General features: G+C 62.0%; 18 protein-coding genes. 12 read left to right on the plus strand and 6 right to left on the minus strand.

Annotated elements, in window-relative coordinates; all coding sequences use genetic code 11:
• Window positions 1-209: 209 nt before the first annotated feature.
• A complete protein-coding gene (locus HGP14_RS02500) occupies window positions 210-3,971 on the minus strand; it encodes a peptidoglycan-binding protein (protein WP_168828261.1) in 3,762 nt (1,253 codons plus the stop codon).
• 482 nt (window positions 3,972-4,453) lie between these two features.
• On the opposite strand from HGP14_RS02500, the gene HGP14_RS02505 reads away from it, so the two are divergent.
• The gene (locus tag HGP14_RS02505) at window positions 4,454-5,737 is read left to right on the plus strand and encodes a cystathionine gamma-synthase family protein (RefSeq protein WP_168828262.1); all 1,284 of its coding nucleotides are present in this window, start codon (window positions 4,454-4,456) and stop codon (window positions 5,735-5,737) included.
• A 12-nt stretch (window positions 5,738-5,749) separates the two neighbouring features.
• Here the strand turns inward: HGP14_RS02505 and HGP14_RS02510 are convergent, their stop codons facing one another.
• Entirely contained in the window at window positions 5,750-6,121 is a 372-nt protein-coding gene (locus HGP14_RS02510) for a hypothetical protein (RefSeq protein WP_168828263.1), read from the minus strand.
• A 113-nt stretch (window positions 6,122-6,234) separates the two neighbouring features.
• The gene (locus tag HGP14_RS02515; protein WP_246704341.1) at window positions 6,235-7,647 is read right to left on the minus strand and encodes a PLP-dependent aminotransferase family protein; all 1,413 of its coding nucleotides are present in this window, start codon (window positions 7,645-7,647) and stop codon (window positions 6,235-6,237) included.
• A gap of 105 nt (window positions 7,648-7,752) precedes the next feature.
• Between HGP14_RS02515 and HGP14_RS02520 the strand changes: the two genes are divergently transcribed.
• Window positions 7,753-8,616 carry a DMT family transporter gene (locus tag HGP14_RS02520; RefSeq protein WP_168828265.1) on the plus strand — a complete coding sequence of 288 codons (864 nt, stop codon included), beginning with the start codon at window positions 7,753-7,755 and terminating at the stop codon, window positions 8,614-8,616.
• A gap of 13 nt (window positions 8,617-8,629) precedes the next feature.
• Here HGP14_RS02520 and HGP14_RS02525 read toward each other — a convergent pair whose 3' ends face one another.
• Window positions 8,630-9,631 carry an LLM class flavin-dependent oxidoreductase gene (locus HGP14_RS02525; RefSeq protein ID WP_168828748.1) on the minus strand — a complete coding sequence of 334 codons (1,002 nt, stop codon included), beginning with the start codon at window positions 9,629-9,631 and terminating at the stop codon, window positions 8,630-8,632.
• Between the two features lie 115 nt (window positions 9,632-9,746).
• A complete protein-coding gene (locus tag HGP14_RS02530; protein ID WP_168828266.1) occupies window positions 9,747-12,074 on the minus strand; it encodes a methyl-accepting chemotaxis protein in 2,328 nt (775 codons plus the stop codon).
• Window positions 12,075-12,300: 226 nt separating this feature from the next.
• Here HGP14_RS02530 and ruvC point away from each other — a divergent pair, with 226 nt between their 5' ends.
• The 6 genes from ruvC (at window position 12,301) to HGP14_RS02560 (ending at window position 15,962) form a co-directional block, all read left to right on the plus strand.
• A complete protein-coding gene (ruvC, locus tag HGP14_RS02535; protein ID WP_168828267.1) occupies window positions 12,301-12,813 on the plus strand; it encodes a crossover junction endodeoxyribonuclease RuvC in 513 nt (170 codons plus the stop codon).
• Window positions 12,814-12,870: 57 nt separating this feature from the next.
• Window positions 12,871-13,119 carry an AbrB/MazE/SpoVT family DNA-binding domain-containing protein gene (locus HGP14_RS02540; protein ID WP_168828268.1) on the plus strand — a complete coding sequence of 83 codons (249 nt, stop codon included), beginning with the start codon at window positions 12,871-12,873 and terminating at the stop codon, window positions 13,117-13,119.
• 3 nt (window positions 13,120-13,122) lie between these two features.
• A complete protein-coding gene (locus tag HGP14_RS02545) occupies window positions 13,123-13,536 on the plus strand; it encodes a type II toxin-antitoxin system VapC family toxin (protein WP_168828269.1) in 414 nt (137 codons plus the stop codon).
• A gap of 11 nt (window positions 13,537-13,547) precedes the next feature.
• A complete protein-coding gene (ruvA, locus tag HGP14_RS02550; RefSeq protein WP_168828270.1) occupies window positions 13,548-14,162 on the plus strand; it encodes a Holliday junction branch migration protein RuvA in 615 nt (204 codons plus the stop codon).
• 70 nt (window positions 14,163-14,232) lie between these two features.
• Window positions 14,233-15,270 carry a Holliday junction branch migration DNA helicase RuvB gene (gene ruvB / locus HGP14_RS02555; protein ID WP_168828271.1) on the plus strand — a complete coding sequence of 346 codons (1,038 nt, stop codon included), beginning with the start codon at window positions 14,233-14,235 and terminating at the stop codon, window positions 15,268-15,270.
• Between the two features lie 128 nt (window positions 15,271-15,398).
• Window positions 15,399-15,962 carry a DinB family protein gene (locus HGP14_RS02560; RefSeq protein WP_168828272.1) on the plus strand — a complete coding sequence of 188 codons (564 nt, stop codon included), beginning with the start codon at window positions 15,399-15,401 and terminating at the stop codon, window positions 15,960-15,962.
• Window positions 15,963-15,977: 15 nt separating this feature from the next.
• Here the strand turns inward: HGP14_RS02560 and HGP14_RS02565 are convergent, their stop codons facing one another.
• Complete coding sequence (locus HGP14_RS02565) at window positions 15,978-16,454, minus strand: VOC family protein (RefSeq protein ID WP_168828273.1); 477 nt, start codon at window positions 16,452-16,454, stop codon at window positions 15,978-15,980.
• 202 nt (window positions 16,455-16,656) lie between these two features.
• Here HGP14_RS02565 and HGP14_RS02570 point away from each other — a divergent pair, with 202 nt between their 5' ends.
• The 4 genes from HGP14_RS02570 to HGP14_RS02585 all read left to right on the plus strand — a co-directional run bounded on the left by HGP14_RS02570 (window position 16,657) and on the right by HGP14_RS02585 (window position 23,181).
• Window positions 16,657-18,453, plus strand: coding sequence for an acyl-CoA dehydrogenase C-terminal domain-containing protein (locus HGP14_RS02570; RefSeq protein WP_168828274.1), 1,797 nt, complete (start codon window positions 16,657-16,659; stop codon window positions 18,451-18,453).
• Between the two features lie 187 nt (window positions 18,454-18,640).
• Complete coding sequence (locus tag HGP14_RS02575; RefSeq protein ID WP_168828275.1) at window positions 18,641-19,849, plus strand: acetyl-CoA C-acetyltransferase; 1,209 nt, start codon at window positions 18,641-18,643, stop codon at window positions 19,847-19,849.
• Between the two features lie 175 nt (window positions 19,850-20,024).
• A complete protein-coding gene (locus tag HGP14_RS02580; RefSeq protein ID WP_168828276.1) occupies window positions 20,025-22,241 on the plus strand; it encodes a 3-hydroxyacyl-CoA dehydrogenase NAD-binding domain-containing protein in 2,217 nt (738 codons plus the stop codon).
• A gap of 253 nt (window positions 22,242-22,494) precedes the next feature.
• Window positions 22,495-23,181 carry a VOC family protein gene (locus HGP14_RS02585; protein WP_168828277.1) on the plus strand — a complete coding sequence of 229 codons (687 nt, stop codon included), beginning with the start codon at window positions 22,495-22,497 and terminating at the stop codon, window positions 23,179-23,181.
• Window positions 23,182-23,276: the final 95 nt, after the last annotated feature.

Here is a 23,276-nt window from a genome sequence, read left to right on the forward strand (position 1 = left end):
GATCCGCGCATTATGCGAGCGATAAGTCCCGATTAATCTGGCTTTTTTCAGATTTTGTGACAGCGGTGCACAACCGTTGACGGTCTGCCATATCGGCATGCACAAGGACAGCGCTGAGCGCAATATGCACGCCGAAATGGGATTTTAGGACATAAGACGGGAAAGCCCTCACTGCCCGTGCGGTGAGGGCTTATCCAGACAGGGAGTTCTCAAGCCTTCGTCGTAGGCTTGGTGTTGCGTTCGAGCAGCGCCCTCACCGTGTCGTCATTGATCTTGCCAGTGGGGTCCTTGCCGATCGATTGCTGAAAGCTCTTGATCGCAGCGATCGTCTTGGCGCCCATCTCGCCGTCAGGTGTGCCTGCGTCGAAGCCGTTGTTGTTCAGGATCGCCTGGATGTTGCGGATCGCCTTTTTCATGTCGACGGTCGAGGTTTTGGTGCCGTTACCTGTCCAGGCGTCCGGGATTTCAATGCCGTTCGCCTTGTTGTCGAGCGGCTGCGGCTTCCAGGCGCTCGTCGTAGCGCGGGCCTTCTCAAGATCGGCCGACTTCATGGCTTTCGCCACCTCGTCGCGCTTGGCTGCTGCGTCCTTGTCGCCGCCCTGGGCAGCGATCGCGAACCACTTGTAGCTTTCGCCGAGGTCCTGTGTGACGCCGTTGCCCCGGGCGAAAAGGATCGCCAGGTTGAACTGGCTGTCGGTGATGCCGAGATCGGCGGCCTTGGTGAACCAGCTTGCCGCCGCCGCGTAGTCCTGCTGCCCGAGCGCGCCGGAGGCGTAGAGAACCGCCAGATTGTGCATGGCGCTGGCGTTGCCCTGGCTGGCGGCCTGCTCGTAGAAGGCCCTGGCCTTGCCGATATCGCGCGCGACGCCGGTGCCCTTCTCGTACATGCTGCCGAGCCGGTACTGTGCCGGCGCAAAGCCCCTGTCGGCTGCAAGCTGATACCAGTTTGCGGCTTGAGCTTGGTCGGCTGGCAGGCCATTGCGGCCTTCGGTGTAACGAGCGCCGATCTCGAAGAGCGCGAGCGGGTCGCCGCCGCGGGCGGCATCGGCAAGCGACTGCGGCTGGACGGCGTCCGGCACGGAAATCGAAGGCGCTGCAGGCGCGGCGTCGAGCGACGTCGGAACATTCTTGGGCGCGAACGCGGCCGCATCCTGCGGTGGCGCTCCCGGCGTCAGCGTCGAAGCGCCTTCGCCGCCAAGCGGCGCAGCGTCGGTCAGGTGCTCGGAGGGTGCAGCCTGCCGGTTTTCGGACGCGCCCGCCTGTGTCATGTCGGCAGCTGGTGGGGCGGCTGTCTCGGGCTCTGTCGATTCTGCCGGGCTGCCTGCTACCGGTCCCTCGGCGTCGTCCACCGGCATGGCGGAGCTATCGGCGGCAACGGGGTTCTGCGCGGCATCTGAAAGCACCGCGACTTCCGCCGGCGGAGCCTGCTCGCCGCTCGTCAGCGTGCGAGCGAGCGGGAAGGCCATGATCGCCAGGAGCACGGCGCCGACAGCAAGCAGAATCGGCCTGCGGAAGCGGGCAAAAGCGCTGGAGCCGGCAGGTTTCTGCGTCTTCTTCTCGGCCTTTGTCAGCGTTGCCTTGGGGTCGGATTCCATCGCGGCCGCTTGAGCCGCGCGGCGGGCGGCGGCGATGTAGTCGGCGCGCTCATTTTCGGCGGCAGGCTTGGGGTTGTTCCGGGCCGCAGCCTGGCTGGCGCGCACGCGCTCCAGAATCTTCTTGACGTCCGGCGCGCCCGAGCCGGGTTCCAGCAATTCGTTCGATGCTTCGTCGCTGGGCATCAGATCGACAGGATCTATCGAGGGCGCGGGATCGATGACCGCCCGCTCCAAGGCATTGGCTTGGACCGCCTTCTTGCCTGGAATCAGTCGCTTGCCGAGTGCCGAAAGCAGGCTGCCCTTCGACGGCACTGCCGCCGGCACCGGTTTGGTCGCGGCTTCGATCGCAATCGCGCTTGTCTCGGCGGAAGGCGCAAGATGCGCGGAAGCCACAGGGGCACTTGCGGTTTCCACCGCATGCAGGGCCGGAGAAGCCCCCATCTTTCCGAGCGAAGCATGCTTTTGCGTTTCCTCGGTGCCGGCCGGCACGAGTGCATACGGATCGATCTCGAAATCGGCCTCGGCAAGCGGCATGCGTCGCGCCGGCTTGTTCCGGGTTTCCATATCGTCCAGGCGCTCGGCGATCTGGACCAGCGTCTCGTGCAGCGCCTGGAATGTCTTGTGCGTGCGTTCTTCGCTGCTGCGGCTCAGGTCTTCCAGATGGCGCAGGTCCTCGGCCAGCGCGTTCAAGGCGGCCATATCAGCGGCTGGCGCAGCCTGGATGCCGCCATTGCGCGAATAAGCCTCGACAACGGCTTCTGCCGCCTGGCGTGCAGCCTCGATGATGTATTCGTCGCTGGTCGCCATGTAGTCTTCGATTGCGCCCATGCGGCGGTCGAACTCCAGCGGAATGCTGTCGCCGCCTGCGCGGGGCGAGCTCATCAGCGCAGAGAGGTTGGCGATCTGGTCTTCGAGGTTTCTGAGAGCCAGCGGATCGGTGGGCGGTGCAGCCGTACTTTCCTCCAGGCGCGCAGCAATGTCGCTGAGGCGGCCCTCGATGCGGCGGAACGCACTGTCATCGGCAATTACGGCCGGCGCGGGCTGTACTTCCATCTCGTCGATGCGGCGCGCGAGATAGTCCAGCCGCTCCGCCAGCGCGTCATTGACCGAACCGCTTTCCAGCGCCTCGATCTTGCGGGAAATATCCGCAAGCGTGCGGTTGAGGTCTGCCTGGGGAGCCGTCTTCTGGGCGCGCTCGAGCATGAAGGATAGCTGCTCGAGGCGTTCGTCGAGCCGCGCCGTCGCTTTGGTATTGGCCAGTTCTTCGACGCGCCGGGTCAGCATTTCCAGCCGGTCGGCAAGCCCATCGGCCGGCTGGCTGCGGCTTTCCGCCTGGCGGCCCACCATGTCGATCTGCTCTGCCAGCGCGTTCAGCCGGCCTTCGAGGCGATGCATCAGCGCCGGATCGCCGCTTGCGGCGGTGCGGCCGCTTGCCGCAATCGCCCGGCTGATTTCGTCAAGCCGCCCATCCATGGCGGCAAACTGCTCGGACATGGCGCGGTCGTACGGCTGAATCATGTTGCCGAACTGTTCCATCGCGGTCGCGATCGAGAGCAGCTTGTCTTCGAGCGCGCGCACCGCCGGGCTCTCGCCCATGCCGCCGAGATGACGCTTGATGTCGTCGAGCCGGTAGGCGAGCGACACGAGTTCTTCCTGCAGGCTTGCCGTATCCAGCGCATGTAGCTGGTTCTCAAAACCGTCCCAGCGGCTTTCCATGTGCCGCACGGACTCTTCGCGGGCAAGCCCGTCCATCAGGGAACGCAGTTCTTCGAATTCGTTGCGAAGCCCTGTGGCCTCCGGGCCGGTCGAGCGGCTGGAAAGCTGGTCGATGCTCTGCGCCAGCCGGCCCATGTCCTCGCGGATGTCGTCGGCAAAATGCCGGTCGTGCGCGCTCGTCTTGATTTCGCGCAGTTCTGCGCGCAGCGCATTCATCTCGCGCGCCACGCCGTCGGAAATGTCGCGCTTCAGGTCCTGGCGCAGGTTCACCAGCGCCTGGGCGATCTCGGTCATGGTATCGGGCGAGGGGGCATGTGCCTGCGCGACTTGCGGGGCTGGCGTACGCGCTGCCGGTGCCGGGTCTCGGTAGGTTGGGCGTTCGGCGATTGCGCGTTCACGACCGGCGTTGAGTGCGCGCTGGCGCTCGCGGATTTCTGCAAGCGGATCGGGCCGGGTTTCTGCCCGCGGATATGCCGGTCGCGGCTCATAGGATCTGGTGTGGCTTTCGCGCTCAGGTGCAACTACCCGCTGCCTTGGCTCGTGGGTGCCGTTGCCCATCAGCCCTTCGATGCGTGCCTCAAGCCCTTCGATCGTGCGGTTCAGCGCATCGAGCGACGCCCTGTCGGAATGCCGGGGAGTGTTTGGTCGCGATCCGTTCATTTTCCTGCTCGCTTCGTCTGCTCGAGCCCTCGTCAGGGCCAAGGCCATTGGCTTGAGAGACCGTTCATTAGAGGATAGTTTATGAGGCTTTCCTCAACCTGAACGGCGTAGCGGCACTCCGAGTAAACGCGAGACTGGAAAAAGGAATGCGGATCACCACTGCTCACTGCGCACTTTTTACGATACGTGGTAAATATCCCGTTAACTTCAGTGGGAATTTTTTAACGTTTGGGTAAGCCGCGATGCACTTTGGGCCGGATGCGCCGCTGTTGAACGCGATGGTTCTGATGACACGCTCGTGTCGCTCACCGGGAGGGCTCATCATCACAGCTCCGTCTCCGGTCAATTTTCTGTGCCCGAGTCTCGCACTGTGGAGGAAGTCGCTTCCAAAGATATCCTGCTGCGCCAAATATCAGGAATGAACTTCCGCATTTGCTATGATCTGCTGCTTTAGCTCCATTCCATCGGCCGAGGAGACCGTCATGACCGCGCCGCATCCTTCGAGAACCCATATCGGCAATCACGCGCTGCACCCCGAAACGCAAATGCTGAACTACGGCTATGATCCGGAGCTTTCAGAAGGAGCGGTCAAGCCGCCGGTGTTCCTCACCTCTACTTTCGTCTTCAATACCGCCGAAGATGGCCGTGATTTCTTCGACTACGTCTCGGGCCGTAAGGAGCCGCCGGCAGGCAAGGGCGCCGGTCTCGTCTATTCGCGGTTCAACCATCCCAACAGCGAGATCGTCGAAGACAGGCTCGCGGTTTATGAGCGGACCGAAAGCGGCGCGCTGTTCTCCTCCGGCATGTCGGCGATCTCAACCACGTTGCTCGCCTTCGTCCGGCCCGGCGATACGATTCTCCATTCGCAGCCGCTCTATGGCGGCACCGAGACGCTGCTGGCGAAGACCTTCTTGAACTTCGGGGTTGCCGCCGTCGGTTTTCATGACGGCGTCAGCGAGGCGTCGGTCCAGGCAGCGGCCGAGGAGGCTATGCAGAGAGGTCGAGTCTCGGTCATCCTCATCGAAACGCCCGCCAACCCCACGAACAGTCTCGTTGACGTTGCCTTGATACGGCGTGTTGCCAATGCGATTGGCGAAAGACAGGGCCACACCCCGATCATCGTCTGCGACAACACGCTGCTCGGTCCGGTCTTCCAGCGTCCGATCGAACACGGCGCGGATATTTCGCTGTATTCACTGACCAAATATGTCGGGGGCCATTCGGACTTGATCGCCGGCGCCGTCCTGGGTCCGAAAGCGGTTATCAAACAAGTGAAGGCACTCCGCGGCTCTATCGGCACGCAGCTCGACCCTCATTCCTGCTGGATGCTCGGACGTTCGCTGGAGACGCTGCAACTGCGCATGGAGCGGGCAAACAGCAATGCGCGCGCCGTCGCCGATTTTCTCCGCGATCACCCCAAGGTCGAAACCATCCACTATCTGCCCTACCACGATCCGGATTCGCCGGTCGGGCGGACCTTCGCCGCGCAGTGCACGGGTGCTGGTTCCACGTTCTCTTTCGATATCAAGGGCGGCCAGCCGGCTTCGTTCAGGTTCCTGAACGCGCTGAAGATCTTCAAGCTGGCGGTCAGCCTCGGCGGAACGGAATCACTTGCGAGCCATCCGGCCGCGATGACCCATTCAGGTGTTCCGGCTGATGTGCGTGAGCGCATCGGCGTTCTGGAGTCGACCATCCGCTTGTCGATCGGCATCGAACATCCGGACGATCTGATCGCCGACCTTGCGCTCGCTCTGGACGAAGCGTAAACGGCAGCGCCGTCAGGCCGCCGCGGTTTCCCGCACATCATCAAGCAGGAAATGCACGACGATGTAGTTCGTCGTGTAGTGCCTGCCGCTATCCGAGGTGTTCTCGATATTGCCGCCATCTGCAGGATGCCAGGCATGATAGTGCGGATTGGTGGTGATCAGCGTGATCGCGTTGCCCGCGAATTTGCCGCCGAGCCGGTAGCGGGCTTCCGCCAATGGCCAGATGCGCTCATAGTCTTCCATCGGAATACGGACTTTCAGAGCCCGCCTGCTGACCGGTTCGCTCCGCGAGCCGTCCTCGTGCACGGCCGCCGGTAGTTCCAGCGTCACTTCCTCCGCGCCGCTCAGAATGGAATTGAACTCCTCGGGCCACATCCGTCTCATGAAATCGCTCCTCCCAGGGCTCGCTCTTCGGTTAGCCAGCGAAATGTAGCGTGTTTGCCCGAAGAAGCAAACGCTGCCTTGCGGTTCACCACCGATTGCCTTTGTACCGCGCGCTAAGCTCTCGCGGCGTGGTTCAGCGCTCGCTCCAGCGCTCGGAATATCCGCGGATCATCCGACTGGGCGACGTTGAACCGCAGGAAACCACTGGCGGTCTGCGACACGCTGAAGGCGTTGCCGGGCGCAAGAACGATGTTATCGGCGAGGCAGGCCCGCGCAACATCTGCGGCATCGATTCCGCCGGGCAACCGGCACCAGAGAAACATGCCCGCCTGTGGCCGTATCCAAGGCATGATGCCGAGCGAACCCAATCGCTGAGCCGTCTCGTCCATGGCTTGCGAAAGCCGGACGCGCAGCGCATCCAAATGCTTGCGATAGCTGCCGTCCTTCAACAGCAGCAGGATCAATTCGGACGAGAGCCGCCCGGCGGCGATGCTTGTCGCAATCTTGAGATCGGAGAGCGCCTCGATCCAGTCCGGCCTCGCCGCGATGAAGCCGCAACGCACCGAGGCAGAGAGCGTTTTCGAGAAGCTGCCGATATGGACGACCCGCTCCAGCCCGTCGAATGCGGCGAGGCGAGGGGCCGGCTCATGCTCGAGATCGGCGAAGATATCGTCCTCGATGATTGTCATATTTGCGCGCTCTGCAAGTTTCAGCAGCCGGTGTGCCACGACGGGCGAACACGTCGCGCCTGTCGGGTTATGAATCGCGGAATTGGTGATGTAGAGCCGCGGCCGGTGCTCGTCGATCGCCCTCCCGAATGCCTCGATATCTGGTCCGACCGGTGTCATCGGAACGGCGATGGCATTGGCCCTGTGAGCGCGCAGCAGCGCATGGAAGTTGAAATAGCAAGGGTCGTCCACCAGAACGGCGTCGCCGGGCTCGATCAGGAAGCGGCACAAAAGGTCGATTGCCTGCGTGCCGGATTCCGTCAGTATGATCTGGTCCGGTGCTGCGGATATGCCGCGCTCGCCCATGCGGCGGGAGAGAAGCTGCCTGAGCGGCGGCAGGCCGAGCGGCGTACCGTAGTCCGAGAGCACGCGGTCATCGGCGCGTGAAACCGTGCGAAGGGCCTTGCGTATGCCCGCTTCCGGCATCCAGCTTGGCGGCAGCCAGCCGCATCCGGGCTTCAGCAATTCAGGGCCGTCTTCCAATGATTGACGATAGACCCATAAGGGATCGATCGCCCGGTCGAGCTTCGGCCCGATTTCGGAGAGCGCCAGCGGTGCGAGCGGGCTCGAAACGTAGAAGCCGGAACCCGGCCGCGAGCGGATGAGGCCCTCGGCGGCCAACCGCTCATAGGCCTCCACGACGGTCGAGGCGGAAACATGCATGGTCTTGGCGAAGGCGCGCACCGAAGGCAGCCGTGATCCGGGCACCAGCCCGCGGCTGGAAATGCGGCCGCGGATCTCTGCCATTACCAGGGTGATACGCTTGCCGCCCGCGGGATTCGTCGCCGTCTGCTCCATCTGTATTGCTTCCGTATCCATAACAGTTTGTCGAAACTGTACAGCATTGTCGCTGGCGACGCCACGCTCCTTGCTTCATAGCAGCCTCAGACAAGGAGCATTATGATGGACAGGGTAGCAGGTGGCTGGATCAACGGTTTTCTCGGAGTGCTGATCTTCAGCGGCTCGCTTCCGGCGACGCGCGTTGCGGTCGCGAATTTCGATCCGCTGTTCCTCACCGTCGCCCGCGCCGCCATTGCCGGCATGCTTGCCTTCTGTCTGCTGTTGGCCTTCCGCGAAAAACGTCCCGCGCGTGCCGATCTTCTCTCGCTAGCGGTGGTAGCGCTCGGCGTCGTCATCGGCTTTCCGCTGCTCACCGCATTTGCGCTGAAGCATGTTACCTCAGCTCATTCGACGGTTTTCATCGGTCTGCTGCCGCTGGCGACGGCCATCTTCGGCGTCCTTCGCGGCGGGGAGCGCCCCAAACCGGTCTTCTGGCTGTTCTCCGGTCTCGGCAGCGCCCTGGTCGCGGGCTTCGCGTTGATGCATGCGGAAGCCGCATCCTCAGTCGGCGATCTGCTGATGCTGGCGGCAATCATCGCCTGCGGGCTGGGATATGCCGAAGGCGGCAGGCTGTCGCGCAAGCTGGGCGGCTGGCAGGTGATTTCCTGGGCGCTGGTTCTTTCGCTGCCGATCATGCTCGTGCTGTCGTTCGTTGCCATGCCGCCCACCTTCCCGGATGCCGGAAGCACATCCTGGATCGGCCTCGCTTATGTCTCGCTCTTCAGCATGCTGATCGGCTTCATATTCTGGTATCGCGGCCTGGCGCTCGGCGGCATTGCAGCCGTCGGGCAGCTCCAGCTGCTGCAGCCATTCTTCAGCCTCGCGCTGGCGGCTGTGGTCCTCCATGAGAAGGTCAGCGTGGGCATGTTCGGGGTCACGCTGGCCGTCGTTGCCTGCGTCGCCGGCGCAAAGAAGTTTGCGCGCTAGCGAGGCTCTGACTCTAGGCCGCAACACCCATGAAATTGCCCAGTCCCGCAAACAGCTCGACGGATTTCAGCCGCGCCTCGATGTCGTGGATCGGCATGGAGATGATTAGCTCGTCCGCTCCGGTCTCCTTTAGGAACCCGGTGAGCTTGGCGTCTGCAGTCTCCGGCGAACCGACAACCGCATAACGCAACGTATGCTCGACGTTGAGCTTCTCCATCGGCGACCAGAAGCTTTCCATGTCCTCGACCGGCCGCGGGAATGGACCGCGGACATTGCGGCGCAGGTTGACGAATTGCTGTTGCGCGGACGTGAAGTGGTATTGCGCCTCCTCGTCCGTCGGAGCGACGGAACCCATGACGCCGACCATCACATAAGGCTGGTCGAGCGATGCGGAGGGCTGGAACTTGCTGCGGTAGATATCGATGGCATCGAACAGCATGTCTGGAGCGAAATGCGAGGCGAAGGCATAGGGCAGACCGAGCATCGCCGCGAGCTGCGCGCTATAGAGACTGGAGCCGAGAAGCCAGATCGGCACATGCGAATTGTTGCCGGGAACGGCAAGGATCGCCTGGTTCTCCGCGGGCGGCCCTAGCAACTGCTGCAGTTCGACGACATCGTTCGGAAAGCTGTGAGCGCCGGCTTCCAGATTGCGGCGGAGCGCTTGCGCGGTTCGCATATCCGTGCCCGGCGCGCGTCCGAGGCCGAGATCGACGCGGCCCGGGAAAAGCGCCGCCAACGTGCCGAACTGTTCGGCGATCACCAGCGGCGAGTGGTTCGGCAGCATGATGCCCCCCGAACCGATGCGGATGCGCTTGGTCGCCGCACCGACATGGCCGATGACGACCGCGGTCGCGGCACTCGCTATGCCCGGCATGCCATGATGCTCCGCCAGCCAGAAACGCTTGTAGCCGTACTCCTCCGCCTTTTGCGCCATGCGCGCCGAGCCCGCAAAGGATTGGCTGATGGTCGTGCCGTCGGCTACGGGCGAAAGGTCGAGGATGGAAAAGGGGATCATGTGGAAAACCTGCCGGTCAGGGGATGGAGACAGGTCTATGTAGGTTCTGGTATCGCGCATTCCAAATCATGCGCTCAAGAAAAGGGCCGGTTTCCCGGCCCTTTTCTGCTAGTTTTCAAGCCGTCTGTCGCCGGTGCCGGAGGACGTGGATTTCAGCGCCGTGCTGACGATGATCATCGGGCAGCGTAAAGTTGCCGAGCTGGCGGTCCATCTCCACTGCCTCTGCGGCAAGGCGGTGGATCGCTGCCGTCGTTTCCTCGACCATGGCGGCGTTCTGCTGCGTCATTGAGTCGAGCTCGGAAACCGCCGTGTTGATCTGGCGAAGCGTATCCGCCTCTTCGCGGGTCGATTCCATGATCTCATGGATCTGGCCGTTGATCGCTTCCACATGGCTGCCGATGCCCGTTAGAGCCACACCAGCCCGCTCGACGAGCGACACGCCGGATTCGACTTCGTGAGTCGATTTCTGCAGCAGGCTCGCGATCTCTTTGGCGGCGCTCGATGAGCGTTGTGCCAGCTCGCGGACCTCCATCGCAACAACTGCAAAGCCCTTGCCGGATTCACCGGCGCGCGCCGCTTCGACACCGGCGTTAAGCGCCAGAAGGTTGGTCTGGAAGGCGATGTCGTCGATGACGCTGATGATCGTGTTGATCTGCCGCGAGGAGGACTGGATTGCCTCCATGGCAGCGATCGTCTCACGCATGATCTGGCTCGAACCGGTCGTCTCCTGCTTGGCGGCGCGGGCGATGCGCTCGGCCTGTTCGGCGCGCTCGATCTGAATGCGGACAGACTGGGTGATCGCATCGATCGCGTTCGCCGTTTTGGTGATTGATGCCGCCTGGCGCTCGGTGCGCCCGGCAAGGTCGTCGGCGCCGGTACGCATCTCTTCCGAGCCGGAGCGGACTGCCATGGAGTTGCCGCCGATCGCCGTCATCGTCTGGCTGAGGGTGGCGAGCGCCTCGTTGAAGTTGGCCCGCAAGCCCTCAAGCTCGTTCGGGAAGCGCGTTTCGATCTGATAGGCGAGATCGCCGTTCGCCAGATGATGCAGCCCTTCGTCCAGCGCCCGCACGACATCCTGCAAAGTTTTCGCTTCCGCCTCGCGCAGCGCCAGATTCTCCTGACGCTCGCGTTCCGCATGGGCGCGAGTCTCGGTGCTTGCCGCTTCCAACGCCCGGCTTTCGATCAGCGATTGCTTGAAGCGGGCGAGCGCCTTGGCCATCGTGCCGATTTCGTCGTGACGGTTCTGGCTTCCGATCTCGACATCCAGCTTGCCGTCGGCGACATCCCGGGTATTTCCGGCAAGCCGTTCAAGTGGCGAGAAGAGCAGCCTGGTCACCAGTCCGGTCGCAAGGGCCATGACGATCAGAGCGCCGAGGCCGATCATGGTCAGCAGCGTTGCAATCTCGATCGAGCCGGCATTCAGCTCGCTGAGCAGGACGCTTTCGACGACAAGGAAGCGCTGCCCCTGATAGGTGACTGAGCGGACATAGCCTCGCGCGGTGCCGTCGGCACGGGTGAAGTCGTCGACCGTCATGCCATTGCTGCTGGCAAGCGCATCCTGCACGAAGGTAAACGGCGCCGTATCGAGCGTAGCGAGATGGCTTTCGGCGTTGAGGCCGACGGCGGAACCGTCACTGGAAATGATGGCCGCCTGAGCCGTACTGCCGGAAACGATGCCCTTGGCCAGGATGCTGGTGATGATATCGTCGCGCACCTTGAAGAGAATGATGCCCTTCGGCTGGCCGAGCTTGATGATCGGCACGGCATAGAAGATCGCCGACTTGCCGCTGGCAACATCGACGCGCAGGCCGGAAAACGCGGTCGGCGCGGAATCGTCCTTTGCCTTCGTTGTGTTTTCGACTGCCCTGGCGAAAGCGATACCCGCGCCCGTGACCTTCCAGGCATCGGTTTTCAGGTTCTCGGCGAAGTTGTCATCCTTCTTGTAGGAATAGAGAACCGAGCCGTCGAGATCGGCAATCAGCAGGTCGCTGAAGGCGGTGTTTTCGAGATCGCGGGCAACTTCGCCCTGTGTCTTTTCGTGGTTGGAGTAATAGAAGCCGCTCGGGCCTTCCGGCTTCATCAGCTTTTCACGCTGATCGGCGGGGTTCGGATTATTGGTGATGAACACCTTCTTGAGCTCGCCGCGCACGTCACCTGAGGATTTTTCGATCGTCTTCCAACCGCTCTTCAGGCTGGTGATCGACATTTGCAGCGCCTCGATGCGCGCGATGGAGCTCGCCTGATTTTCAAGCTGCGCCAGTTGATCCTGCAGCATGTCGCCGCGGAAGATGAGCAAACTTTCCTTCGCCTTCAGTGCCTGCGCATCCGAGATGCGGCTGCTGGCGAAATAGCCGAGAACACTGATCGCACTTACCGCAAGTGCGGTGAGCAAAATGAAAGTCGCAATAACCTTGAAGGATAGCGACTGAAATCTCTGAGCCATGGCTACGAACCCCTCGAAGCGCCTTCGCCGGCGGAACGCGCCGGCTGACCAAAAAGCAGAACACGGGGAGCTTTAACCTTTGCGAAAAGGGGCTCCTCTCATATTTGATCGGTTAGATTGCAGGCAATGAATTTAATTCGTGGTAAACAGCGCCCGCAACAGGCGAATGTTTTTGTTTTGTTCACATCTTTCTGGCACTTATTCTGGCATCGCAATAAGGTAAGCCATGCAAAATACGATTCGCATCATCGGCATCGACCCTGGTCTTCGACGCACCGGCTGGGGAATTATCGATACGCTCGGCAATTCATTGCGATTCGTGGCCTCCGGAACGGTGACCTCCGACGGCGACATGGACCTTGCTTCCCGCCTCTGCCAGTTGCACGATGGCCTTGCCGAGATCGTGCACACCTACAAGCCCGACGAAGCAGCCGTCGAACAGACCTTCGTCAATAAGGATGCGGTCGCAACACTGAAGCTCGGTCAGGCCCGTGGCATTGCGATGCTCGTGCCGGCGCGTGCCGGATTGCAGGTATCCGAATATGCCCCCAATGCCGTCAAGAAAGCCGTTATCGGCGTCGGTCACGGCGAGAAGCAGCAGATCCACATGATGCTCAAGATTCTGATGCCGAAGGTGGAGTTCAAAGGCAATGACGCCGCCGATGCACTCGCCATCGCCATCTGCCACGCCCATAACCGCGGCAGCAGCCGAATGCGCCTCGCAGCATTGGCAGGTTAGGATATGTTCTTGACTTGTTCTGGTGGCGCCGATAAGTAATACTCAAGAGGTATTACCATGCGCGTTACCGAAAAGGGCCAGGTCACCATCCCGAAAAACGTTCGGTCCAACTTGGGGATCGAGGCGGGGAGCGAAGTCGAGTTCGTTTTGCGCGAAGGCGAAGCCGTGCTTCGCCTCATCAAGCCCTCTCGGGATCAGGTTGATCGTGACGTTCGCGAACTCATCGACCATCTTCGGAGGCATCAGGGTTCCATGTCTCTCGGCGAGATGAGCGGCGAGGAGTTCTATCGCCTTCTGAGGGATTGATTGGTGGCGACGCTGGTGGACACGAACATCCTGATCGACGTATTCCATACGCGCGGTGCCTTCACCGACTGGTCGACAGAGCAGCTCGCGGTTGCTCGCGCAGAAGGGCCATTGCTCATCAATCCCTTGATCTATGCGGAGATGGCTGCTGGCTACGCCACGAGCGAAGAGCTGGAATCGGCGCTTGCGCTCAGTCTTTTCCGCCGGGAAGAGCTGCCGTGGGAGGCTGCCTTTGCAGCCGGCCATGCCTTTCTGCAATACCGCCGGTCCGGCGGCGACAAACGGTCGCCGCTTCCGGATTTCTACATCGGAGCCCATGCGATGGTCAAAGGCTACAGGTTGCTCAGCCGCGATGTTGCGAAATACCGAACCTATTTTCCGCTGATTTCCACTATCTCCCCCGAAACCCATCCCTGACGGACCTTTTCATGATCGGCAAGCTCAAAGGCACTATCGAGGAAATCGGCGACGACTACGTGCTCGTTGATGTGCACGGAGTCTGCTACGTCGCCTATTGCTCGGGCCGCACCCTGTCGAAGATCGGCTCCGTAGGCGAAGCCTGCGTCCTCTTCATCGAGACCTATGTCCGCGAAGATCAGTTGAAGCTCTTCGGCTTCATGAGCGTGCTCGAGCGCGAATGGTTCAACCTGCTGCAGAGCGTGCAGGGCGTCGGCGCCAAGGTGGCGCTCGCCGTGCTTTCGACGCTTACTCCGAGCGAACTCGCCAACGCTATCGCGCTGCAGGACAAGACATCCGTTTCCCGCGCCCAGGGCGTCGGCCCGAAGGTCGCGGTTCGCATCGTCACCGAACTGAAGAACAAGGCACCCGCTTATGCAGGCGAGGCGATCAATATCGGCCTCAAGCAGGAAATCGGCGAAGGCGTCGCCTCGGCTCCGGTCGCCGATGCCGTCTCGGCGCTGACCAACCTCGGCTATTCTCGCGACCAGGCAGCAAATGCAGTTGCAGCAGCGATGAAGACTGCAGGCGACGGCGCAGACAGCGCTAAGCTGATCCGGCTGGGATTGAAGGAACTGGCGCGGTGATATCCCGCAAGGGTGCCAAGGCCTGCGGCTTGGTGTATGGACTTGAACCAGCTTTAAACGGAAATGCCTTATGAATGATGCCCGCCTGATATCGCCGGAAAAGCGGGGCGAAGACCTCGATGTGACGCTGCGCCCGCAGTCGCTGGACGAATTCACCGGCCAGGCGGAGGCACGTGCCAACCTCAAGGTCTTCATCGAGGCTGCCAAGAACCGCGGCGAAGCGCTGGACCATGTCCTGTTCGTTGGACCGCCGGGCCTCGGCAAGACCACACTGGCGCAGATCATGGCCAAGGAGCTCGGCGTCAATTTCCGCTCCACCTCCGGTCCGGTCATCGCCAAGGCGGGCGATCTTGCCGCCCTGCTGACCAATCTCGAAGAGCGCGATGTGCTCTTCATCGACGAAATTCACCGCTTGAATCCGGCCGTCGAAGAAATCCTCTATCCGGCGATGGAAGATTTCCAGCTCGACCTTATCATCGGCGAAGGTCCGGCCGCCCGCTCGGTGAAGATCGATCTCTCGAAATTCACGCTCGTTGCCGCGACAACGCGCCTCGGCCTGTTGACGACGCCGCTCCGTGATCGCTTCGGTATTCCGGTGCGGCTCAGCTTCTACACCGTCGAGGAACTGGAACTGATCGTGCGGCGCGGCGCCCGGCTGATGAACCTGCCGATGACCGATGACGGCGCCCGCGAAATCGCACGCCGGGCGCGCGGCACGCCGCGCATCGCCGGCCGTCTGCTCCGCCGCGTGCGCGACTTCGCTGAAGTCGCCAGGGCCGAAGCCGTCAGCCGCGAGATCGCCGACGAGGCACTCACCCGCCTGCTCGTCGACAGCGTCGGCCTCGACCAGCTGGACAAGCGCTACCTCAACATGATCGCCGTCAATTTCGGTGGCGGTCCCGTTGGTATCGAGACGATTGCCGCTGGTCTGTCCGAACCGCGCGATGCGATCGAGGACATCATCGAACCCTACATGATCCAGCAGGGTTTCATCCAGCGCACGCCGCGCGGCCGCGTGTTGACGGCCACCGCCTGGAAGCACCTCGGCTTGCAGCCGCCGAAAGACCTCGAGGCTGCGCAGTTTCGGTTATTTCAGGAAGACAACTGATTTAAAGGATGCCCGCGGAGCGGCTTGCCGGTTCATAGCGAGGCCATCTGGTTGCCGGCCGTCCGCAAACATTGACGCTGCACCGACCACGCCTAGCTACGCTAATTCGCAGACGAGGAGGATGCGTCATGCCACGTTTCGATCCGTGCCGGGTTTTCCGCAAGCTTTCCTATAACAACGCGCTCGCGAATTATCGCCTTCTTGCTGCCTGCTTGTCTCTCCGGTCCGGGGAATTCGAGGCCGAACGCGTGAGCTTCTTCCCCTCGATCAAGGCGACGCTCAATCACATCATCACCGTCGACTGGTTCTATGTCGATGCGCTCGAGGGCGGCACGCTCGGCTCGAAAGCCTGGGAGGTCGAAGAGCCGTTCGATGAGGTCGCTGCGCTTGCTACCGAACAGCGCAAGGTCGATCAACGCTTGGTGACGCTCTGCGAAGCCCTCACCCCGGAAAAGCTGATGTCCGTCATTGATCTTCAGCGCACCGGCCGCATCCAGAGGGAGCGCATGGAGGATGTCTTGAGCCATCTTTTCCAGCATCAGACGCATCACCGTGGCCAGGTTCATGCGATGCTCGCCGGAACAAGTGTCGAGCCGCCGCAGCTCGACGAGTTCATCGTCGATGACGACGCAAAGTTCCGCGGCGGCGAAGTTGCGGCCCTTGGATGGAGCGAAGAGAAGCTGATGCTCTAGACGTGCAGCTATTGCCTAGCCGCGAAATGCGGCTTCGAGCTTGGCGATATCGAGCTTTACCATGCCGAGCATGGTTTCGGTGACGCGCTTGGCGCGCTCGCGATCGGGATCGGCAACCATCTCGATCAGCGCCCGCGGAACGATCTGCCAGGAGAGCCCCCAGCGATCCTTCAGCCAGCCGCAGTGCTCCTCCACGCCGCCGTTCGTCAGGAAGGCGTTCCATATCCTGTCGATCTCCTCCTGCGTCTCGCATTGCACCGAGATCGAAAAAGCGTGGTTGAACGCTTCGAACGGACCCGCTTCCATAGCCGTGAAATGCTGATCTGCCAGCTTGAAATCGATGATCTTGACGCTGCCCGGAGGACCGCTTGGCGTTTCAGCCGGAAGGACGGTCATGCGCCCCATGGACGAATTCGGAATCGTCGCCACATAGAATTCGACGGCCTGCTGGACGTCCTTCTCGAACCAGAGACTCGAACTGACCTTGAGCATGGGTTTTCCTCCTCGTTACTGTGTCGACGAAATGTTCGACAGCCCTAGGACGTCTCGATGCTGCCGCCTCCGACACGCCCAACAAATCTTTTCACAAATTCACGCGAATGCGGAATTTGACGTTTACGCAAACGTCAATATTTTGTAAGACACTATGAAATGCCGGGCTCGATCCGGTGGGCGAATTGGAGGAATTCGAACGATGCCAGTCTACAAGGCCCCGGTGAACGACACGCTCTTCGTGCTGAACGATGTGCTGGGTCTGGAGCGCTACAACAACCTCCCGGGTTTTGCCGACGCGACGCCGGATATGCTCGAGGCCATTCTGGGCGAGGCCGCGAAGTTCGCCGAGGAAGTGCTTCTTCCACTCAATGCCTCCGGCGATCGGGAAGGCTGCAAACGCGGGGATGACGGCTCGGTCACCACGCCGAAGGGCTTCAAGGAAGCGTACAGGGCCTATCGCGAAGGCGGCTGGGTGGGCTTGGCGGTCCCCGAGGAATTCGGCGGGCAGGGACTGCCTTACACGCTGCATTGTGCCGTCGGCGAATATACATCTGCCGCCAATATGTCGCTGATGATGTACCCGGGTCTGACGCAAGGTGCGATTGCCGCAATCTTTGTCCACGGCACGCCCGAGCAGAAGCAGACCTACCTGCCGAAGATGGTCTCCGGCGAATGGTCCGGCACCATGAACCTGACCGAGCCGCATTGCGGCACCGATCTCGGCCTTTTGCGGACCAAGGCCGTTCCGCAGGCGGACGGCAGCTACAAGATTTCCGGCCAGAAGATCTTCATCTCCGCCGGCGAGCACGACATGACGGACAATATCGTCCATCTGGTACTGGCGCGGATTGAAGGCGCGCCGGAGGGCACCAAGGGCATCTCGCTCTTCATCGTGCCGAAGGTTCTCGTCAATGAAGACGGCACGCCGGGCGCACGCAACACTGTCTCCTGCGGCGCGATCGAGCACAAGATGGGCATCCACGGCAACGCCACCTGCGTCATGAACTATGACGAGGCGACAGGCTTCCTGATCGGGTCGGAGAATCGCGGATTGAACGCCATGTTCGTGATGATGAACGAGGCGCGCCTCGGCGTCGGGCTTCAGGGCCTGTCGGTCGCCGAGATTGCCTATCAGAATGCCGTCGATTATGCCCGCGAGCGCATCCAGGGCCGTTCGCTCTCCGGCCCGAAGGCGCCTGACAAGAAAGCGGATCCGATCATCGTTCATCCGGATATCCGGCGTACGCTGATGACGATCCGCGCCTTCAACGAGGCGGGCCGCGCCTTCCTGCTCTGGACCGCGCTGAAATCGGATATCGCCCACCGCTCCGCCGACGAGCAGGAGCGCCAGACGGCCGACGATATTCTCGGTCTCGTCACGCCGATCCTAAAGGGCGTGATGACCGACAAGGGCTTCGAGCATGCGGTGATGGCCCAGCAGGTCTTCGGCGGCCACGGCTATATCGAAGAGCACGGCATGAGCCAGTACGTGCGCGACGCCCGTATCGCCATGATCTACGAGGGTGCCAACGGTATCCAGGCGCTCGACCTCGTCGGTCGAAAGCTGGGCCTGAACGGCGGCCGCGCCGTCATGGCGCTCTTCAAGGAGATCGGCGATTTCTGCGAGGAACACCGCAGCGACGAGAAGATGACCTTCTTCACCAAGAACCTGAAGAAGGGCTTGAACGACGTGCAGGCGGCGACCATGTGGTTCATGCAGCACGCGATGGCGAAACCCGACAACGCCGGCGCCGGATCGACCGATTATATGCATCTCTTCGGCATCGTCATCCTGGGCTACATGTGGGCAAGAATGGCGAAAGCTGCCGAGGATGGCCTTGCTTCGGGCGATACGCCGCGCGAAAGCTACCTGCGCAACAAACTCGTGACCGCCCGCTTCTTCATGGAGCGCATCATGCCGGAAACGGCGCTGCGCAAAGCCCGCATCGAGACCGGTGCAGAGACGATGATGACCTTGGCCGCCGAGGCGTTCTGATTGAAATCTCTTCTCCCCGGCGGGGAGAAGATGTCCGAAGGACAGATGAGGGGTGAGCGCTGCAAGCGCGAACGGCCGGGAGGCCGAAGCTTTGGCCCCTCATCCGACCCCTTCGGGGCCACCTTCTCCCCGAGGGGAGAAGGGAACTATATTGACCGGCCGCCATGGCCGCCAGGGAGACGAGACAATGACCGAGGTTTTCATTTACGATCACGTCCGCACGCCACGCGGGCGGGGCAAGAAGGACGGCTCTCTGCACGAAGTTCCCTCCGTCCGCCTCGCCGCCAAGACGCTGGAAGCGATCCGCGACCGCAACGGGCTTGATACGACGACCGTCGATGACATCATCATGGGCTGCGTCGATCCTGTCATGGATGCCGGTGCCGTGATCCCGAAGGCCGCCGCCTTCGAGGCCGGCTATTCCACCCGCGCACCCGGCATGCAGATCTCCCGCTTCTGCGCCTCGGGCCTCGACGCCGTGAATTTCGGCGCGGCCAAGATCGCCCAAGGGGCCGACGATATCGTGATTGCCGGCGGCGTGGAGTCGATGTCGCGCGTTGGCCTCGGCATGGCAGGCGGCGCATGGTTCATGGACCCCTCGGTCAACTTCCCGGCCTATTTCATGCCGCAGGGCGTCTCGGCCGATCTGATCGCAACGAAATACGGCTTTTCCCGCGACGATGTGGACGCCTATGCCGTCGAGAGCCAAAAGCGCGCGGCAAACGCCTGGGAGAAAGGCTACTTCAAGAACTCCGTCATCCCGGTCAAGGACCAGAACGGGCTCACCATCCTCGCCCATGACGAGCACATGCGCCCAGGCACGGACATGCAGGCGCTGGCGGCGCTCAACCCTTCCTTCCAACTGCCCGGCGAGATGGGCGGCTTCGAAGCGGTCGCCATCCAGGCTCATCCGGAGGTCGAACGCATCAACTACGTCCACCACGCCGGCAATTCGTCGGGCATCGTCGATGGCGCTGCTGCCGTGCTGCTCGGCTCCAAGGCCGGTGGCGAAAGCATGGGTCTGAAGCCCCGCGGGCGCATCAAGGCCTTCGCCAATATCGGCTCCGACCCCGCGCTGATGCTGACAGGCCCGGTCGACGTCACCGAAAAGCTTCTGAAGCGAACGGGCATGACGCTTGGCGACATCGATCTCTTCGAGCTCAACGAAGCCTTCGCCGCCGTCGTGCTGCGCTACATGCAGGTCTTCGAGATCCCGCACGACCAGATCAACGTCAACGGCGGCGCAATCGCCATGGGTCACCCGCTCGGTGCCACCGGCGCGATGATCCTCGGCACCGTGCTGGACGAACTGGAACGCCGGGACCTGAATACGGCGCTCGTCACGCTTTGCATCGGCGCCGGCATGGGCACGGCAACGGTGATCGAGAGGGTTTGAGGGGATAGCCCCTCATCCGCCTGCCGGCACCTTCTCCCCGCCGGGGAGAAGAAGTGATGCCGCACCGTCACCGAATCGTCCTCTCCCCTCGGGGAGAGGGTGGCTGAGCGGAGCGGAGGCCGGGTGAGGGGGCGGTTTGGAACGCCACTAAATTCAAGGGAGAGGAAATCCCGATATGAGCACCTACAAGAATTTCACCGTCGCAACCGATGCCGACGGCATCGCGCTTGTCACCTGGGACATGCCCGGCAAGTCCATGAACGTCTTCACCGAGGAGGTGATGGAGGAACTGAACGCCATCGTTGATGCTACGGTCGCCGATAGCGCCGTGAAGGGCGTGGTGATCACGTCGGGCAAGTCGAGCTTCTCCGGCGGCGCTGACTTGTCGATGATCAAGTCGATGTTCTCCCTCTACCAGCATGAGAAGGCAGCCAATCCCGACACCGCCGCGCAAAAACTCTTCGATCTCGTCGGCCGCATGACCGGCCTGTTCCGCAAGATCGAAACATCAGGCAAGCCGTGGGTGTCCGCCATCAACGGCACCTGCATGGGTGGTGCCTTCGAAATGTCGCTCGCCTGCCACGGCCGCGTCGCCTCGAATGCCAAGTCAGTGAAGATCGCGCTGCCCGAGGTCAAGGTCGGCATCTTCCCGGGTGCGGGCGGCACGCAGCGCGTCTCGCGCCTCACCGATGCCCAGTCCGCCCTGCAGATGATGACGACCGGCCAGTCGCTATCGGCCTCCCGCGCCAAGGCGATGAACCTTGTGCATCAGGTGGTGGAACCCGACCAACTCATCCCGGCCGCCAAGCAGATGATCAAGGATGGGCTGAAGCCCGTCGCCCCTTGGGACGAGAAGGGCTTCAAGGCGCCCGGCGGCGGCATCTGGACGCCGGCTTCCGCCCAGCTCTGGCCTGCCGCACCGGCGATTCTCCGCCGCGAGACATCAGGCAACTATCCCGGTGCGCTCGCCATCCTTAAATGCGTCTATGAGGGTCTGCAGGTTCCCTTCGATACGGCGCTGAAGATCGAGCAGCGCTATTTCACACAGGTGCTGCAGACCACCGAAGCATTCTCGATGATCCGCTCGCTCTTCATCTCCATGCAGGAGCTCGGCAAAGGGGCCCGCCGCCCGGCGGGCATGCCAAAAACTGAGCTCAAGAAGGTCGGTATCGTCGGCGCCGGCTTCATGGGCGCCTCGATCGCCTATGTCACCGCCGCCGCCGGCATTCCCGTCACCCTCATAGACCGCGACATGGAAGCGGCTGCCAAGGGTAAAGGTGTCGGCGAAGGCCTGGTGAAGGATTCCGTTGGCAAGGGACGCCTGACGCAAGAAGAGGGTGCCGCCCTTCTCGCGCGTATCACGCCGTCCGCCGACTACGCCGATCTGAAGGATGCCGGTTTCGTCATCGAAGCCGTCTTCGAGGACCGCGAGGTCAAGAAGGCGGTGATCGAAGCCGTCGAAGCGGTACTGCCTGATGGCGCGATCTTCGCCTCCAACACCTCGACCTTGCCGATCACGGGACTTGCCAAAAATTCCAAACGCCCCGCCGATTTCATTGGCGTGCACTTCTTCTCGCCGGTCGAGAAGATGATGCTGACGGAAGTGATCCTCGGCAAGGAGACCGGCGACAAGGCGCTCGCCGTGGCGCTCGATTATGTCGCCGCCATCAAGAAGACGCCCATTGTCGTCAACGACACGCGCGGCTTCTTCGTCAACCGCTGCGTCTTCCGTTACATCCACGAAGCCTATGACATGCTGATCGAGGGCGTGCCGCCCGCAATGATCGAGAATGCCGCCAAGATGGCGGGCATGCCGGTCGGACCGCTGTCCCTGAACGACGAAGTGGCGATCGATCTTTCGCAGAAGATCCTCAAGGCCACCGTCGCCGATCTCGGCGAAGCCGCCGTCGATCCGAAGCACATGGCGCTGATCAACAAGATGGTCGACGAGCTCGACCGCCGCGGCCGCAAGAACGGCAAGGGCTTCTACGACTATCCGGCGAAACCGGCCAAGAAGTCGCTTTGGCCGAAGCTGAAGACCTTCTACCCGCAGAAGAAGGCGGAAGAGGTCGATGTCGACGTGCTGAAGCAGCGCTTCCTCGTCACCATCGCCCTGGAGGCGGCGCGCACCATCGAGGAAGGCATCGTCACCGATCCGCGCGAAGCCGACGTCGGCTCCATCCTCGGCTTTGGCTTTGCACCCTATACCGGCGGCGTGCTCTCCTACATCGACGGCATGGGCGTGAAGGCCTTCGTGGAACTCTGCGAGAAACTTGCGGCAGCTTACGGCGCCCACTTCAAGCCGACGGCGCTGCTGAACGACATGGCGGCAAAAGGCGAGACCTTCTACGGCCGGTTCGATCCCTATCGGGGAGCGAAGGAGGCGGCGTAGGCCGCCTTCCCGCAGCTGCGCATTATGGCAGCTTTGGCAGACTGAAGGCTTTCAATTCCCGCTTATCGCCGAAGATCAGGCCGGAGAACTGCTGCCAATTCATCGAAGCAATCGGAATTTGCCGCAAGGAATGTTGCGGCAGGATCCATCATGGCTACGGCATAATTGATTCGACTTGCGTGCCTCTGCCGTGATTTGCTTGCCATAGAGATATGTCACCTCTCTCTAAGCGTCCAGACCTAAGGAGTTCGACATGAGCAATACTCAGGTGCAAGGCGAAACCGCAAGCAAGACCTCGGGAGGGCGAACGGCCGACATGAAACTCGAGATCGTCGTCATCCCTGTTTCGGATGTCGATCGAGCCAAACGATTTTACGGCGACTTGGGTTGGAGGCTCGACGCCGACTTCGCCGGCGATAACGACTACCGCGTGATTCAGTTCACGCCCCCAGGCTCGGGCGCCTCGGTCATCTTCGGCAGACAAGTGACGGCGGCAGCCCCCGGCTCGGCACAGGGGCTGTACCTGATCGTCTCGGACATCGAAGCTGCGCGTAGCGATCTGATTGCCCGCGGTGTCACGGTCAGCGAGGCGTTCCACCCCGGCGACACGAATGCCGGCCCGGATGAACCCTATTTGTTTGGCACGCTCCGGGCTCGCGGCCCGCATCCCGAGCGCGGCAGCTACCGCTCCTATGCCTCGTTCAGCGACCCGGACGGCAACGGCTGGCTGTTCCAGGAAATCACCACGCGACTCCCCGGCCGGGTGGAGGCTGACACGACATTCACTTCCACGGCTGAGCTCGCGAGCGCACTCCGCCGTGCCGCGGCCGCCCACGGCGAGCATGAGAAGCGGACCGGCGGCGAGCGCGACGAGAATTGGCCGGACTGGTACGCCGAGTACATGATAAACGAGCAGGCCGGCAAGCCGCTGCCGTCATGACGTAGAGTCTCGCCCGTGCAGAGAACGATTGACGGAGGCTGGAAAGCCAAATTGCCGCCCCCGGTGTCGGATTGCCGTCTGGCGGTTCGTCCTAT

It is taken from the genome of Rhizobium sp. P32RR-XVIII, assembly GCF_012641395.1.
GTDB lineage: Bacteria > Pseudomonadota > Alphaproteobacteria > Rhizobiales > Rhizobiaceae > Rhizobium.

Bases quoted from the DNA above. Each gene is read 5' to 3' on its own strand.
- HGP14_RS02520 (WP_168828265.1), top strand. From the start codon at position 7,753: ATGGACAGGGTAGCAGGTGGCTGGATCAACGGTTTTCTCGGAGTGCTG.
- HGP14_RS02510 (WP_168828263.1), bottom strand. From the start codon at position 6,121: ATGAGACGGATGTGGCCCGAGGAGTTCAATTCCATTCTGAGCGGCGCG.
- HGP14_RS02565 (WP_168828273.1), bottom strand. From the start codon at position 16,454: ATGCTCAAGGTCAGTTCGAGTCTCTGGTTCGAGAAGGACGTCCAGCAG.
- ruvB (WP_168828271.1), top strand. From the start codon at position 14,233: ATGAATGATGCCCGCCTGATATCGCCGGAAAAGCGGGGCGAAGACCTC.
- HGP14_RS02585 (WP_168828277.1), top strand. From the start codon at position 22,495: ATGAGCAATACTCAGGTGCAAGGCGAAACCGCAAGCAAGACCTCGGGA.
- HGP14_RS02575 (WP_168828275.1), top strand. From the start codon at position 18,641: ATGACCGAGGTTTTCATTTACGATCACGTCCGCACGCCACGCGGGCGG.
- HGP14_RS02560 (WP_168828272.1), top strand. From the start codon at position 15,399: ATGCCACGTTTCGATCCGTGCCGGGTTTTCCGCAAGCTTTCCTATAAC.
- ruvC (WP_168828267.1), top strand. From the start codon at position 12,301: ATGCAAAATACGATTCGCATCATCGGCATCGACCCTGGTCTTCGACGC.
- HGP14_RS02530 (WP_168828266.1), bottom strand. From the start codon at position 12,074: ATGGCTCAGAGATTTCAGTCGCTATCCTTCAAGGTTATTGCGACTTTC.
- HGP14_RS02515 (WP_246704341.1), bottom strand. From the start codon at position 7,647: ATGGAGCAGACGGCGACGAATCCCGCGGGCGGCAAGCGTATCACCCTG.
- HGP14_RS02505 (WP_168828262.1), top strand. From the start codon at position 4,454: ATGACCGCGCCGCATCCTTCGAGAACCCATATCGGCAATCACGCGCTG.
- HGP14_RS02580 (WP_168828276.1), top strand. From the start codon at position 20,025: ATGAGCACCTACAAGAATTTCACCGTCGCAACCGATGCCGACGGCATC.
- HGP14_RS02570 (WP_168828274.1), top strand. From the start codon at position 16,657: ATGCCAGTCTACAAGGCCCCGGTGAACGACACGCTCTTCGTGCTGAAC.
- HGP14_RS02540 (WP_168828268.1), top strand. From the start codon at position 12,871: ATGCGCGTTACCGAAAAGGGCCAGGTCACCATCCCGAAAAACGTTCGG.
- ruvA (WP_168828270.1), top strand. From the start codon at position 13,548: ATGATCGGCAAGCTCAAAGGCACTATCGAGGAAATCGGCGACGACTAC.
- HGP14_RS02500 (WP_168828261.1), bottom strand. From the start codon at position 3,971: ATGAACGGATCGCGACCAAACACTCCCCGGCATTCCGACAGGGCGTCG.
- HGP14_RS02525 (WP_168828748.1), bottom strand. From the start codon at position 9,631: ATGATCCCCTTTTCCATCCTCGACCTTTCGCCCGTAGCCGACGGCACG.